A 14,063-nucleotide genomic window follows, 5' to 3' on the forward strand; every position below is an offset into this window, starting at 1 on the left:
ACTCCCGGGAACCTGGATAATCGCTGCATGAGTACTACGGTCTCCCGGGGGACGGCCACCCCCGTCCCTCCGGCCAGACGCCCGCGGCTGACCGTGCTCTCCGGCCCCTCCGGGGTCGGCAAGAGCACGGTCGTCGCGCATCTGCGCAAGGCACACCCCGAGGTCTGGCTCTCGGTCTCCGCCACCACCCGCAAGCCGCGACCCGGCGAGCGGGACGGCGTCCAGTACCACTTCGTCGACGACGAGGTCTTCGACAAGCTCATCGCCAACGGCGAGCTGCTGGAGTGGGCCGAGTTCGCGGGCAACCGCTACGGCACCCCGCGGGAGGCGGTCCAGCAGCGGCTGGAGAAGGGCGAGCCGGTCCTGCTGGAGATCGACCTGCAGGGCGCCCGGCAGGTCCGCGCGTCCATGCCGGAGGCGCAGCTGGTCTTCCTCGCCCCGCCCAGCTGGGAGGAGCTGGTCCGCCGGCTCACCGGCCGGGGGACCGAGTCGCCCGACGTCATCGAGCGGCGGTTGGCGGCCGCGAAGATCGAACTGGCCGCGGAGCCGGAGTTCGATGAGACTCTGGTCAACACCTCCGTCGAGGACGTAGCAGCCGAGCTGCTAGCCTTGATGGGAATTGCATGATCTTTACTCCCCATTCGGAAGGCGAAGGCAGAGAGTGTCCTCTTCCATCACCGCGCCCGAGGGCATCATCAACCCGCCGATTGATGAGCTGCTTGAAGCGACGGACTCGAAGTACAGCCTCGTGATCTACGCCGCCAAGCGGGCGCGCCAGATCAACGCGTACTACTCGCAGCTCGGCGAGGGCCTGCTGGAGTACGTCGGTCCGCTTGTGGACACCCACGTCCACGAGAAGCCGCTGTCCATCTCGCTGCGCGAGATCAACGCCGGTCTGCTGACCTCCGAGGCCGTGGAGAGCCCGGCTCAGTAATCGGTGGTTATCTTCATCACGGGCCCGGCAGCACAGCTGCCGGGCCCGTGGTGTGTCATGGATGTGCGGGAGCACGAGTACACACGACGGCGTGGGAGAACGAGCGATGGACAAGCCGAAGGTCGTCCTGGGGGTCAGCGGCGGCATCGCCGCGTACAAGGCGTGTGAGCTGCTGCGCCGCCTCACCGAGTCCGGACACGAGGTACGGGTCGTCCCGACCGCCTCGGCGCTGGAGTTCGTCGGCGAGCCGACGTGGGCCGCGCTGTCCGGCAACCCGGCGTCCACCGAGGTGTGGGAGACCGTCCACGAGGTCCCGCACGTCCGGATCGGCCAGGCCGCCGACCTCGTGGTCGTCGCGCCCGCCACCGCCGACCTGCTGGCCAAGGCCGCCCACGGCCTCGCCGACGACCTGCTCACCAACACCCTGCTCACCGCGCGCTGCCCGGTGGTCTTCGCGCCCGCCATGCACACCGAGATGTGGGAGCACCCGGCCACCCAGGAGAACGTGGCCACGCTGCGCCGCCGCGGCGCGGTCGTCATCGAGCCCGCCGTCGGCCGGCTCACCGGCGCCGACACCGGCAAGGGGCGGCTGCCCGACCCGGCGGAGATCTTCGAGGTGTGCCGCCGGGTCCTCGCCCGCGGCGCCGAGGGCGTCGTACCGGACCTGGCCGGGCGGCACGTGGTCGTCAGCGCGGGCGGCACCCGCGAGCCGCTGGACCCGGTCCGCTTCCTGGGCAACCGCTCCTCCGGCAAGCAGGGCTACGCGCTCGCCCGCGCCGCCGTCGCGCGCGGCGCCCGCGTGACCCTGCTCTCCGCCAACAGCGAGCTGCCGGACCCGGCGGGCGCCGACGTCATCCGGGTGGGGACGGCCGCGCAGCTGCACGAGGCGGTGCTCAAGGCCGCCGCCGACGCGGACGTGGTGGTGATGGCCGCCGCCGTCGCCGACTTCCGGCCCGCCGTCCACGCCGCCGGAAAGATCAAGAAGCAGGACGGCCAGGACCCCGAACCCATCGCGTTGGTCCGCAATGCGGACATCCTCGCGGAGATCTCCGCCGAGCGCGCCCGCCCCGGTCAGATCGTCGTGGGCTTCGCCGCGGAGACCGACGACGTGCTCGCCAACGGGCGGGCCAAGCTGGCCCGCAAGGGCTGCGACCTGCTGGTGGTCAACGAGGTGGGGGAGCGCAAGACCTTCGGCGCCGAGGAGAACGAGGCGGTCGTGCTGGCCGCCGACGGCACCGAGACGCCCGTGCCGTACGGGCCGAAGGAGGCCCTCGCGGACACCGTGTGGGACCTGGTCAGCGCCCGTCTGGCCTAGCCCCGGCCGGTGCCCCGGGGCCCGGTCCGCGCCGCGTCACGGGCCCGGCCGCCCGAGCCGCGTCCCGGGCCCGGCCCGAGCCGCGCCGACGGCGGTCCGCGCCGCGCCCACGGTCCGGCCCGCGCCCGCCTCGTCCCGCCGACGGGACGCCGGGGCGGCCCGGACACGCCGGTGATCCGCGCCACGATCTCCAGCGCCGCTCCACGCGGTGTCCGGCCTCGCCACACCCCCGTATGGCAGGTTCTTGCCTACGTCCGAGGCTGTGTTTCCCCGCGCGGAGAGGTATGTTCCCGGTCAGGGCCTGTTCGTCCTTCGAGACGGGATGCCCGACTCGGCCAGTACGACGGATAAACTGGCCCACAGGAACCGCACCGGGCGCAGCCCCCGGGCGGCTCCACCCATGATCAGCCAGCAGCCGCTGCAACCCCAGGGAGCGATGTGTCCCGCCGCCTGTTCACCTCGGAGTCTGTGACCGAGGGCCACCCTGACAAGATCGCTGACCAGATCAGCGACACCATTCTCGACGCCCTCCTGAAGGAGGACCCGACCTCCCGGGTCGCCGTCGAGACGCTCATCACCACCGGCCTGGTGCACGTGGCCGGTGAGGTGACGACCAAGGCGTACGCGCCGATCGCCACACTGGTGCGCAACAAGATCCTCGAGATCGGCTACGACTCGTCGAAGAAGGGCTTCGACGGCGCTTCCTGTGGCGTGTCGGTGTCCATCGGGTCTCAGTCCCCGGACATCGCGCAGGGTGTCGACACGGCGTACGAGAACCGCGTCGAGGGCGACGACGACGAGCTGGACCGCCAGGGCGCCGGCGACCAGGGCCTGATGTTCGGCTACGCGTGCGACGAGACGCCCGAGCTGATGCCGCTCCCGATCAACCTGGCGCACCGGCTCTCCCGCCGCCTGTCGGAGGTCCGCAAGAACGGGACCATCCCCTACCTCCGCCCCGACGGCAAGACCCAGGTCACCATCGAGTACGACGGCAACAAGGCCGTCCGCCTCGACACCGTCGTGGTCTCCTCCCAGCACGCGTCCGACATCGACCTGGACTCGCTGCTGGCCCCGGACATCCGCGAGTTCGTCGTCGAGCACGTGCTCAAGGAGCTGGTCGAGGACGGCATCAAGCTGGAGACCGAGGGCTACCGCCTCCTGGTGAACCCGACCGGCCGCTTCGAGATCGGCGGCCCGATGGGCGACGCGGGCCTGACCGGCCGCAAGATCATCATCGACACCTACGGCGGCATGTCCCGCCACGGCGGCGGCGCCTTCTCCGGCAAGGACCCGTCCAAGGTCGACCGCTCCGCCGCGTACGCGATGCGCTGGGTCGCCAAGAACGTCGTCGCCGCGGGCCTCGCCTCCCGCTGCGAGGTCCAGGTCGCCTACGCGATCGGCAAGGCCGAGCCCGTCGGCCTCTTCGTGGAGACCTTCGGCACCGCCACGGTCGACGCGGAGAAGATCGAGCAGGCCATCTCCGAGGTCTTCGACCTCCGCCCGGCCGCGATCATCCGCGACCTCGACCTGCTCCGCCCGATCTATGCCCAGACCGCGGCGTACGGCCACTTCGGCCGCGAGCTTCCGGACTTCACCTGGGAGCGCACGGACCGCGTCGAGGCGCTGCGCAAGGCCGCCGGCCTGTAAGCGGTCACCGCACCACCGCGCGAGGAGGCGCCCCCGAGCCAGGGGGGGGCGCCTCCTCGCGTATGCGCACCCGACCCGGGCCCCGCTGTCGGTGCCGTCTGGTAGGACTGGTGCTGTGAGCAGGGACAACGAGCGGGAGGAGCCCCCGGCGCGGGCGCCGGACGGGGGCGAGCAGCTCGCGCTCATCCGCGAGACCGTGCGGAAGGCCAAGCCGCCCAAGGCCAGGCCGCGAACCTGGCGAGGGGCCGCGCTCGCCGCCCGGCTGCCGGTGGCGCGGGTGCTCGTGGACAAGGGCCCGGTCCACCTGGACAAGCTCTGGGACTACGCGGTGCCCGCCGAGATGGACGAGCAGGCCCAGCCCGGGGTACGGATCCGGGTGCGGTTCGGGGCCGGTGCCGGGAACGTGCGTGACGGACGCCGGGAAGGCGGCGGGCTGCTCGACGGGTACATCGTCGAGCGGATCGCCGAGTCCGACTACCAGGGGCCGCTGGCCGCCATCGCCCAGGTGCTGTCGCCCGAACCCGTCCTCACCCCCGCGCTGCTCGGCCTGTGCCGGGCCGTCGCCGACCGGTACGCCGGATCCCTCGCCGACGTGCTGCAACTGGCCATACCGCCCCGGAACGCCAAGGCCGAGGCCGCGTCCTCGCCCGCCCCGTTGCCCCCGCCGCCGCACCCCGACCCCGGCACCTGGACGCGCTATCCCGCCGGTCCCGGATTCCTCGACGCCCTCGCCCGGGGCGGTGCGCCGCGCGCCGTATGGACCGCGCTCCCCGGTCCGCACTGGCCCCGGGAACTGGCCACCGCGATCGCCGCGACCCTGTCCGCCGGGCGCGGCGCGCTGGCGGTGCTGCCCGACGGGCGGTCTGCCGCCCGGGTCGACGCGGCGCTGACCGAACTGCTCGGCGGCGAGCGGCACACCCTGCTCGTCGCCGGGGCCGGTCCCGAGGAGCGCTACCGGCGCTGGCTCGCCATCAGCCGCGGCTCCGTACGGGCCGTGGTCGGCACCCGCGCCGCGATGTTCGCCCCCGTACGGGACCTCGGCCTGGTCGCCATCTGGGACGACGGCAACTCCAGCCACAGCGACACCAACGCCCCTCAGCCGCACGCCCGGGACGTGCTCCTGCTGCGCGCCGTGCACGAACGGGCCGGTTTCCTCGCGGGCGACCTCAGCCGCACCGTGGAGGCCGCGCAGCTGCTGGAGAACGGGTGGGCGCTCCCGCTGGAAGCCGACCGCGAGCAGATCCGGACGGCCGCGCCGGTGATCCGCACGGTCTCCGAGAGCGAACAGGCCCGCGACCCGCACGCCCGCGCGGCCCGGCTGCCCACCGTCGCCTGGCAGACGCTGCGCGAGGCGACGCTCCGCGGCCCAGTCCTCGTCCAGGTGCCGCGCCGCGGGTACGTCCCCAGGCTGGCCTGCGACCGCTGCCGCGAACCCGCGCGCTGTGCCCACTGCGCCGGGCCGCTGGAGGCCGTCGACGCCGACACCCTGCGCTGCGGCTGGTGCGGGCGCGGCGAGGAGCACTGGCACTGCGCCGCGTGCGGCGGAAACCGGCTGCGAGCCCAGGTCGTGGGCGCCCGGCGCACCGCGGAGGAGCTCGGCCGGGCGTTCCCCAGCGTGCCGGTCCGCACCTCCGGCCGCGACCACATCCTGGACACCGTGCCCGACCAGCCCGCCCTCGTCGTCAGCACCCCCGGCGCCGAACCGGTCGCCGAGCGCGGATACGCCGCCGCGCTGCTGCTCGACGGCTGGGCCCTGCTCGGCCGCCCCGACCTACGCGCGGGAGAGGACGCGCTGCGCCGCTGGCTGGACGCCGCGTCACTGGTCCGCCCGCAGGGCGAGGGCGGCACGGTGGTGATCATGGCCGAGCCGACGCTGCGACCGGTGCAGGCGCTGGTGCGCTGGGACCCGGCCGGACACGCCGCCCGGGAGCTGGCCGACCGCGCCCAGCTGGGCTTTCCGCCCGTCTCCCGGATGGCGTCCCTCGCCGGACCGCCGGAGGCCGTCGCGGACCTGCTGGATACGGCGGAGCTGCCGGAGGGCGTCGAGGTCCTGGGCCCGGTGCCGGTCCCGGCCCCCGGAGTCCCCGGGGCCGCCGGGGGGCCCGGTGCTCCCGGGCGAGGGCGCCCCGGGCCGGGGGAGACATGGGAGCGCGTGCTGCTGCGCGTACGCCCCGGGAACGGCGCCGCCCTCGCGGCCGCGCTGAAGAACGCTCAGGCGGCCCGGCTGATCCGCCGTGAGGGCGCGCCCGTACGGGTACGGATCGATCCGCTGGACCTCGGCTGACGGGCCGCCTGGCACGCCGCTGCCGGGTGCGGGCCGTTGCCGCGCGCCACGCGACGCGCGGGCGGCTCGGCGCGGGCGGAACGTGCGAGGCGTCAGCCGTTGCGGGGAGCCGGGAAGGCGCTGGTGCGGGAATCCTCGCGCATGGCAGGCGTGGGCTGGCCCGGGACGGTCGGCAGCGAGCGCGCGGCGGGCACCGACGGAACGATCGGCGCCGTGGTGGTGGCGGTGACGGCCCGCCCGGCGCCCGGTTCGCCGCCCTCCGCGGAGCTCTGTGCCGAGGCCCGGCGCGCCCCGTAACGGCGGTGCACGGCCTGCTTGGTGACCCCGAGCGCCGAACCCACGGCGTCCCAGGAGAAGCCCAGCGAACGGTCGAAGTCCACCGCCGCCGTCACGAGTGTCTCGACGCTGTCCCGCAGCTCCTGGGCCAGGCGCACGGTCGGCGCGGGCGCGCGTCCGTAGACGACGAAGCCCGTGGACGGGCCGGTACGCCGCGGGCGGTAGACATTGCCGAGCTGGGCGGTGAGCGTGCGCAGTGCGTCCACCTGTCGGCGGACCCGCTCGATGTCCCGGACCAGGAGGTGCAGGCTGGCCCGTGCCTGGGCGTCGTGGGTTGCGTGGTCGGCCATGAACAAGCCTCTCGAACCGGCGTTGGAAGAAAAGGGAAAACGATCGGGCCGCTGCAGCGGCCCGATTCGGTCAATCTCACTTGACCAACGCGGCACCCGGCTTCTTGGTCACGGTCCGGGGCGTGCGGGGTCACGCGCGTACGCCCCCGGAATCCGGGCGCCGGGCACATCGCCCCATAGACTGATGCGTCGTTCCGCTGCGCGTGAGAGGTAGTTCGCCACCTATGAGGCTCGTCTTCGCCGGTACCCCCGAAGTCGCCGTACCCGCCCTGGACGCCCTGCTCGCGTCGGACCGGCACGAGGTCGTGGCCGTGGTCACGCGCCCCGACGCCCCCGCCGGGCGCGGCCGTCGCCTGGTGGCCAGCCCGGTCGCCGAGCGCGCGGAGGAGGCCGGTATCGAGGTGCTCAAGCCGGTGCGACCGCGCGACGAGGACTTCCTGGCCAGGCTGCGGGAGATCGCCCCTGACTGCTGCCCGGTCGTCGCCTACGGCGCGCTGCTGCCCAAGGCCGCGCTGGAGATCCCGGCCCGCGGCTGGGTGAACCTGCACTTCTCGCTGCTGCCCGCGTGGCGGGGCGCGGCGCCCGTCCAGCACGCGGTGCTCGCGGGCGACGAGATGACCGGCGCCTCCACGTTCCTCATCGAGGAGGGCCTGGACTCCGGGCCGGTGTACGGCGTGCTCACCGAGGCGGTCCGGCCCACCGACACCAGCGGGGACCTGCTCACCCGGCTGGCGTTCGCCGGTGCCGGGCTGCTCGCCGCGACGATGGACGGCATCGAGGACGGCACGCTGGAGGCCGTACCGCAGCCCGCGGAGGGCGTCTCGCTGGCGCCGAAGCTCACCGTGGCGGACGCGGAGATCGACTGGACCGCGCCCGCGCTGCGCGTGGACCGCGTGGTACGGGGCTGCGCGCCCGCGCCGGGCGCCTGGACGCTGTTCCGCGGGGAGCGGCTGAAGGTCATGTCGGTGGCGCTGGTGACGGACCGTTCGGATCTGGGTGCCGGGGAGATCGCCACGACGAAGAACGCGGTGTATGTGGGGACCGGCAGCCACGCGGTGGAGCTGCTGTGGGTGCAGCCGCAGGGCAAGAAGCCGATGCGCGCGGCGGATTGGGCGCGCGGGGTGCGGATCGCCGCGGGCGAGCGCGTGGGCGGCTGACGCCGCCGCCCCCCGGCGCGCGGCCGCGGCCGTCGCGATGCGCGGCTGCCGCCGCGTGGCGGGGCTCCGCCCCGGACCCCCGCCACGCGGCGGCAGCCGCACATCGGATGCAGCGGGAAGGGGCGGGGAGGGGAAGGAGCCGCGCGACGTACGCTGGAGCGGTACCTCTTCATCTCGATCCGGAGCACCTTTTCGTGAGTCAGCCGCCGCCGCGCCACCGCCCCAGCAAGCCCTACCGCAGGCCCAAGAAGGATCCCGTCCGCATCCTCGCCTTCGACGCGCTGCGGGCCGTCGACGAGCGCGACGCGTACGCGAACCTCGTCCTGCCGCCGCTGCTCCGCAAGGCCAGGGAGGAACGGGGAGAAGGCGGCTTCGACGCGCGGGACGCGGCGCTGGCCACCGAGCTGGTCTACGGCACGCTGCGCCGCCAGGGCACGTACGACGCGATCATCGCCGCGTGCGTGGACCGGCCGCTGCGCGAGGTCGATCCGCCGGTGCTCGACGTGCTGGGCCTGGGCGCGCACCAGCTGCTGGGGACGCGGATCCCCTCGCACGCCGCCGTGAGCGCCACCGTGGAGCTGGCGCGGGTGGTGCTGGGCGACGGGCGGGCCAAGTTCGTCAACGCGGTGCTGCGGAAGATCGCCGCCGATGACCTCGACGGCTGGCTGGAGCGGGTCGCGCCGGACTACGACGACGATCCCGAGGACCATCTGGGGGTCGTGCACTCCCATCCCCGCTGGATCGTCTCCGCGCTGTGGGACGCGCTGGGCGGCGGCCGCGCCGGGATCGAGGACCTGCTCGAAGCCGACAACGAACGGCCGGAGGTGACCCTGGTCGCGCGCCCCGGGCGGGCGGACGCGGCGGAGCTGCTGGAGGCGCTCGGCGAGCGCGGCGAGCCGGGGCGCTGGTCGCCGTACGCCGTACGGCTCGCCGAGGGCGGCGAGCCCGGCGCGCTGGACGCGGTGCGCGAAGGGCGGGTCGGGGTGCAGGACGAGGGCAGTCAGCTGGTGGCGATCGCGCTGGCGAACGCGCCGGTGGACGGCCCCGACGCCCGCTGGCTGGACGGCTGCGCCGGGCCTGGCGGCAAGGCCGCCCTGCTCGCGGCGCTGGCCGCCGAGCGCGGCGCGGCACTGGTCGCCTCCGAGAAGCAGCCGCACCGGGCCCGGCTCGTCGCCCGCGCGCTGGCCGGCAACCCCGGCCCGTACCAGGTGATCGCCGCGGACGGGACCCGGCCCGCGTGGCGGCCCGGCTCCTTCGACCGGGTGCTGGTCGACGTGCCGTGCTCCGGCCTGGGCGCGCTGCGGCGGCGGCCGGAGGCCCGCTGGCGGCGGCGGCCGGAGGACCTGGACGGCTTCGCCCCGCTCCAGCGCGGGCTGCTGCGGGAGGCGCTGAACGCCGTGCGGGTGGGCGGCGTGGTCGGGTACGCCACCTGCTCGCCGCATCTCGCGGAGACGCGGGTGGTGGTGGAGGACGTGCTCAAGGGACGCGGTGGAGCGGCCGCCGCGGCGGAGTGGATCGACGCCCGGCCGCTGATGCCCGGCGTCCCCGCGCTCGGCGACGGCCCGGACGTCCAGCTGTGGCCGCATCTGCACGGCACGGACGCGATGTACCTGGCGCTGCTGCGTCGTACAGGCTGACCGTCCGTACGGATGGCCGCCGCCTCTGGCGGCGGCGCCTGACCGCCGGTCTGATCGGCCCGGCCCCCGATCAGAGAGACGGGGAGCCACCGCGTCACCGGGCCGCGCCGCCCCGTACCGCCTACTCCCGCCGCTCCCGCGTGCCGTCCTCGCGGGCCAGCCGGTGCGGCCACCACATGCGTGGTCCGATGTCCAGGAACAGCGCGGTGACCAGCACCGACCGTACGACGAAGGTGTCCAGCAGCACGCCGACGGCCACCGCGAACCCGATCTCGGCGAAGCCGGTGATGGGCAGCGTGCCCAGCGCCGCGAACGTGCCGGCCAGGACCAGTCCGGCCGAGGTGATGACGGCTCCGGTGGCGGCGAGGGCGGTGACCGTGCCGGGGCGCGTCCCCTGCCTCAGGGCCTCCTCGCGGACCCGCGTGGACAGGAAGATGTTGTAGTCGATGCCCAGCGCGACCAGGAAGACGAACGCGAACAGCGGGAAGGCGGTCTCCTCCCCCTCGAAGTCGAAGCCGTAGCGGAAGGCGAGGGCGCTGATGCCCAGCGCGGAGGCGTACGACAGCACCACCGTGGCGATCAGCACCAGCGGCGCCACCAGCGCCCGCAGCAGCACCGCGAGGATCAGCAGCACCACCAGCAGCACCAGGGGCATGACGACCTGGTTGTCGCGGGTCGAGGCGGTGTCGGCGTCGAGGATCGCCGCCGTGCCCCCGCCCACCATCGCGTCGGCGCCCGGGATGCCGTGCACCGCGTCCCGTACCCGTTCGACGGTGTTCTTGGCGTCCGAGCTGTCGGCGGGGTCCGTCAGCGTCGCCTCGAACAGCACCCGGCCGTCCCGCTCCGGCGCGGTGGCCGGTGGCCGGATCACCGAGCCCTCCACGACCCCCGGCGTGGTGTTCACCGTCCGCGCCACGGCCGCCGCCCGGTCGGCGTCGGCGAGCACCACCAGGGGGTCGCCGGCGCCCGCCGGGAAGTAGCGGGCCGATACCTCCTGCCCGGTGATCGAGTCCTGGGTCTCGGTGAACGCGTCGGCGTTGCTGATCCCCGCGGCGCGCAGCCCGAGGATGCCCAACGACAGCCCGGCCAGGACGACGGCCGTCACCAGCCACACGGCGCGCGGCCGCCCGGCGATCCGCCGACCCGTCCGGGCCCATACGCCCCGCTCGGTCGGCTCCGGCGAGCCCTCGTGCGGGATGGCCGGCCAGAAGATCCACCGGCCGAAGATCACCAGCAGGGCGGGGAAGAGCGTCAGCAAGGCCAGCAGCGCGACGGCCACGCCGATCCCGGCCACCGGGCCGAGGCCGCTGGTCGAGTTCATCTCGGCGATCAGCAGCACGAGCATGCTGATGACCACCGTCGATCCGCTGGCGAGGACCGCCGGGCCCGCGCGGTGCAGGGCCAGCGCCATCGCCTCGTGGCGGTCGTGGTGGCGGCGCAGCTCCTCCCGGTAGCGGGCGACCAGCAGCAGCGCGTAGTCGGTGCCCGCCCCGAAGACGAGGACCGTGAGGATGCCGGCGCTCTGCGCGTTGACGGTCAGCCCGCCGTGCTCGGCCAGCAGGTAGATGATCGCCTGGGCGGCCAGCAGCGCCCCGTAGACGGCCACCAGGGGCACCAGCAGCAGCGTGGGGCTGCGATAGGTGATCAGCAGCGCCACGATCACCACCGTCAGCGCCGCGATCAGCAGTGTGGAGTCGATGCCCTCGAAGGCGGTGGCGAAGTCGGCGGAGGTGCCGCCCGGTCCGGTGATGTGCACCGACAGCCCGCCCCCGCCGCGGCCGGTGATGTCGCGCATCGACTCGACGGCGTCGTCGATGCGCTCCCAGCCCCGCTCGTCCATGGTGACCGGCACCCAGATCTGCGCGGCGCGCGGCGACCCCGCGCGGTCGAGGACCGGGCCGCGGGTCTCCTCGCCCCGGGTGCCATGGGCGCGCAGCGCCCGCAGCTCGGCGGCGTCCTCGGCGATCCGCGCCCGGTCCGCGGCGGTGAGCCCGCCCTCGCGCGCGTAGATCACCACGGCCGGGATGGACCGGGCCCGGAAGTCCTTGGACAGCTCCAGCACGCGCGTGGACTCGGCGCTGCCCGGAAGCCAGGACTCGGCGTCGTTGTCCTGGGCGTCCATGAGCTTGGCGGACAGCGGTGACAGCGCCGCGATCACGACCAGCCAGAGCAGCACGGTCAGCCACTTCGTGCGGCGGCCGCAGACCAGCCGGGCCACGCCGCGCGATCCGGCCTTCGCCGGTATCCCCTCCGCCGGTCCGGGCTTCCCCGGCCCGGCCTTACCGGACCCGGGCTCCGATCCGTCCTCCGCCATGGTCACCCTCTCGCGCCGGCGGGCGCGCGTCATCGGGCGATCCCGCGCGCCCACGGTGGATCCCCGAGACCGTGGAGGCCGCTGCTGCGGGCCGACGGCACTCCCGCCGCCACACGCGGCCGACGGCCGTGGCAGGCTTGGCGCCATGGCCGTTCAGATCAATCCCAGTATCCTCTCAGCCGATTTCTCGCGCCTGGCGGAGGAAGCCGCAGCCGTCGAGGGCGCCGACTGGCTGCACGTCGACGTGATGGACAACCACTTCGTCCCGAACCTCACGCTCGGCATGCCCATCGTGGAGTCGCTGAGCCGGGCCACCGGCACCCCGCTCGACCTGCACCTGATGATCGAGGAGCCGGACCGCTGGGCACCGGGATACGTCGAGGCCGGGGCGGGCTCGGTCACCTTCCACGCGGAGGCCGCGGCCGCCCCCGTACGGCTGGCGCGGGAGATCCGGGCCAAGGGCGCGCGGGCCTCGATGGCGCTCAAGCCCGCCACCCCCATCGAGCCCTACGAGGACCTGCTGCCCGAGCTGGACATGCTGCTGGTGATGACCGTCGAGCCCGGTTTCGGAGGCCAGGCGTTCCTCGACATCATGCTGCCGAAGATCCGCCGTACGCGTGAGTTGATCAACAAGCACGGCCTGGAGATGTGGCTCCAGGTCGACGGCGGGGTGTCCGCCGAGACCATCGAGCGGTGCGCCGAGGCCGGTGCCGACGTCTTCGTCGCCGGGTCCGCGGTGTACGGGGCGCAGGACCCGGCCGCGGCGGTGCGGGCCCTGCGCGCCCAGGCCGAGACGGCGACGGCCTCCGCCGCCTGGGCATGCGGCCATTGAGTCACCGCTCGGTGAACGGAAGGGTGAAGGGCAGATCAAAGACTCCCGTTTCTGACAGGATGACGGTGAGTCCAGAACGTGAACAGTGAGGAGACCGCGGTGTCGACGGGCGGCCGTTCAGCCACGCGGATGGGACCCGCCGAACTGGTGCAGGCGGCCGCCATGGCGCGCCGCTTCTACCTTGAGGGCAAGTCCAAGATCCAGATCGCCGAGGAGTTCGGCGTCAGCCGCTTCAAGGTCGCGCGCGTCCTGGAGACCGCGCTGGAGCGCGATCTGGTGCGTATCGAGATCCGGGTGCCGGCGGAGCTGGACGCGGACCGCTCCGACGCGCTCCGCGCCCGCTACGGCCTGCGGCACGCGGTGGTGGTGGAGTCCCCGGCCGACGCCGCGGACGACGCCCCGGACCCGGAGAACCTCGGCGAGGTCGCGGCCGACCTGCTCGGCGAGCTGGTGAACGAGGGCGACGTCCTGGGCCTGGCCTGGGGCCGCTCCACCATCCACATGGCGGCCGCCCTGCACCGGCTGCCGCCGTGCACCGTCGTCCAGCTCACCGGGGTGTACGACGCGGGCACCGCCGAGCGCGGCTCGGTGGAGGCGGTCCGCCGTGCCGCCGCGGTCTCCGGCGGCGAGGCCCACCCGATCTACGCCCCGATGCTGCTGCCCGACCCCGCCACGGCCGCCGCGCTGCGCGGCCAGACGGGCATCGCCCGCGCGTTCGAGTACTTCGACAAGGTCACCGTCGCGGCCGTCTCCATCGGCTCGTGGGAGGCGGGGATCTCGACGGTCTACGACATGCTGAGCGAGGAGGAGCGCGCGCACTACGCCTCGCTGGGCGCCGCCGCCGAGATGTCGGCCCACCTCTTCGACACCGAGGGCCGCCGGATCGGCCGGGACCTGGGGGAGCGGTGCATCACGGTCGAGGCCGACCGGCTGCGCCGTATCCCGGAGGTCGTCGCCATCGCCGGCGGCCGCCGCAAGGCCGCCGCGATCGGCGCGGTACTCCGCTCCGGACTGGTCACGAGCCTGGTCACGGACACCGCCGCGGCCGACTTCCTGCTGCTGGAGACGGGCCCCGGACCGCGCCCCGCGCTGGACCGGGCGGACCCGGACGGGGCCGCCTGACCACCGCGTCCGCACGCTTGGTCGAATCTACGGGAGCGCGCCCCCGCCTCCTGGTAGAAGGCACAGAATGCGGCTCCTGGACCGTCAAGGGATGGAAAATCATGGATGATAGGTCTAGGAGCCGCAGCCCGATCCGATGCCGGTTCTGAGCTGACTCCCCGCCCGCTGCCCCAGCAATACCGCAGGTGAGAGAGT

11 protein-coding genes are annotated in these 14,063 nt (G+C 74.1%); 9 read left to right on the top strand and 2 right to left on the bottom strand.

Annotation, left to right across the window (positions count from 1 at the left end; translation table 11 throughout):
- The first annotated feature begins 27 nt into the window (after positions 1-27).
- From gmk to Q3Y56_RS29435, 5 genes are all read left to right on the top strand, one after another.
- A complete protein-coding gene (gene gmk / locus Q3Y56_RS29415) occupies positions 28-627 on the top strand; it encodes a guanylate kinase (protein WP_304464802.1) in 600 nt (199 codons plus the stop codon).
- A 34-nt stretch (positions 628-661) separates the two neighbouring features.
- Positions 662-934, top strand: a complete 273-nt coding sequence (rpoZ, locus tag Q3Y56_RS29420; protein ID WP_304464803.1) for a DNA-directed RNA polymerase subunit omega — start codon at positions 662-664, stop codon at positions 932-934.
- Positions 935-1,040: 106 nt separating this feature from the next.
- Entirely contained in the window at positions 1,041-2,249 is a 1,209-nt protein-coding gene (gene coaBC / locus Q3Y56_RS29425) for a bifunctional phosphopantothenoylcysteine decarboxylase/phosphopantothenate--cysteine ligase CoaBC (protein ID WP_304464804.1), read from the top strand.
- Positions 2,250-2,687: 438 nt separating this feature from the next.
- Complete coding sequence (gene metK / locus Q3Y56_RS29430) at positions 2,688-3,896, top strand: methionine adenosyltransferase (protein ID WP_304464805.1); 1,209 nt, start codon at positions 2,688-2,690, stop codon at positions 3,894-3,896.
- Between the two features lie 115 nt (positions 3,897-4,011).
- A complete protein-coding gene (locus Q3Y56_RS29435; protein ID WP_304464806.1) occupies positions 4,012-6,180 on the top strand; it encodes a primosomal protein N' in 2,169 nt (722 codons plus the stop codon).
- A gap of 92 nt (positions 6,181-6,272) precedes the next feature.
- On the opposite strand, the gene Q3Y56_RS29440 is transcribed toward Q3Y56_RS29435, so the two are convergent.
- Complete coding sequence (locus Q3Y56_RS29440; RefSeq protein WP_304464807.1) at positions 6,273-6,806, bottom strand: hypothetical protein; 534 nt, start codon at positions 6,804-6,806, stop codon at positions 6,273-6,275.
- 224 nt (positions 6,807-7,030) lie between these two features.
- Here Q3Y56_RS29440 and fmt point away from each other — a divergent pair, with 224 nt between their 5' ends.
- Both fmt and Q3Y56_RS29450 read left to right on the top strand, forming a co-directional pair.
- Entirely contained in the window at positions 7,031-7,963 is a 933-nt protein-coding gene (gene fmt / locus Q3Y56_RS29445; RefSeq protein ID WP_304464808.1) for a methionyl-tRNA formyltransferase, read from the top strand.
- A gap of 194 nt (positions 7,964-8,157) precedes the next feature.
- Positions 8,158-9,600, top strand: coding sequence for an RsmB/NOP family class I SAM-dependent RNA methyltransferase (locus tag Q3Y56_RS29450; RefSeq protein WP_304464809.1), 1,443 nt, complete (start codon positions 8,158-8,160; stop codon positions 9,598-9,600).
- 121 nt (positions 9,601-9,721) lie between these two features.
- Here Q3Y56_RS29450 and Q3Y56_RS29455 read toward each other — a convergent pair whose 3' ends face one another.
- Complete coding sequence (locus Q3Y56_RS29455) at positions 9,722-11,947, bottom strand: MMPL family transporter (protein ID WP_304464810.1); 2,226 nt, start codon at positions 11,945-11,947, stop codon at positions 9,722-9,724.
- 112 nt (positions 11,948-12,059) lie between these two features.
- On the opposite strand from Q3Y56_RS29455, the gene rpe reads away from it, so the two are divergent.
- Entirely contained in the window at positions 12,060-12,746 is a 687-nt protein-coding gene (gene rpe / locus Q3Y56_RS29460) for a ribulose-phosphate 3-epimerase (RefSeq protein WP_304464811.1), read from the top strand.
- A 129-nt stretch (positions 12,747-12,875) separates the two neighbouring features.
- Entirely contained in the window at positions 12,876-13,868 is a 993-nt protein-coding gene (locus tag Q3Y56_RS29465) for a sugar-binding transcriptional regulator (protein ID WP_304465855.1), read from the top strand.
- Positions 13,869-14,063: the final 195 nt, after the last annotated feature.

The organism is Streptomyces sp. XD-27 (assembly GCF_030553055.1).
Taxonomy (GTDB): Bacteria; Actinomycetota; Actinomycetes; order Streptomycetales; family Streptomycetaceae; genus Streptomyces.

Excerpts from the sequence above, each read along its gene's own strand:
- gmk (WP_304464802.1), top strand. The coding sequence starts at position 28 with ATGAGTACTACGGTCTCCCGGGGGACGGCCACCCCCGTCCCTCCGGCC.
- coaBC (WP_304464804.1), top strand. The coding sequence starts at position 1,041 with ATGGACAAGCCGAAGGTCGTCCTGGGGGTCAGCGGCGGCATCGCCGCG.
- Q3Y56_RS29440 (WP_304464807.1), bottom strand. The coding sequence starts at position 6,806 with ATGGCCGACCACGCAACCCACGACGCCCAGGCACGGGCCAGCCTGCAC.
- fmt (WP_304464808.1), top strand. The coding sequence starts at position 7,031 with ATGAGGCTCGTCTTCGCCGGTACCCCCGAAGTCGCCGTACCCGCCCTG.
- Q3Y56_RS29455 (WP_304464810.1), bottom strand. The coding sequence starts at position 11,947 with ATGACGCGCGCCCGCCGGCGCGAGAGGGTGACCATGGCGGAGGACGGA.
- rpe (WP_304464811.1), top strand. The coding sequence starts at position 12,060 with ATGGCCGTTCAGATCAATCCCAGTATCCTCTCAGCCGATTTCTCGCGC.
- Q3Y56_RS29465 (WP_304465855.1), top strand. The coding sequence starts at position 12,876 with ATGGGACCCGCCGAACTGGTGCAGGCGGCCGCCATGGCGCGCCGCTTC.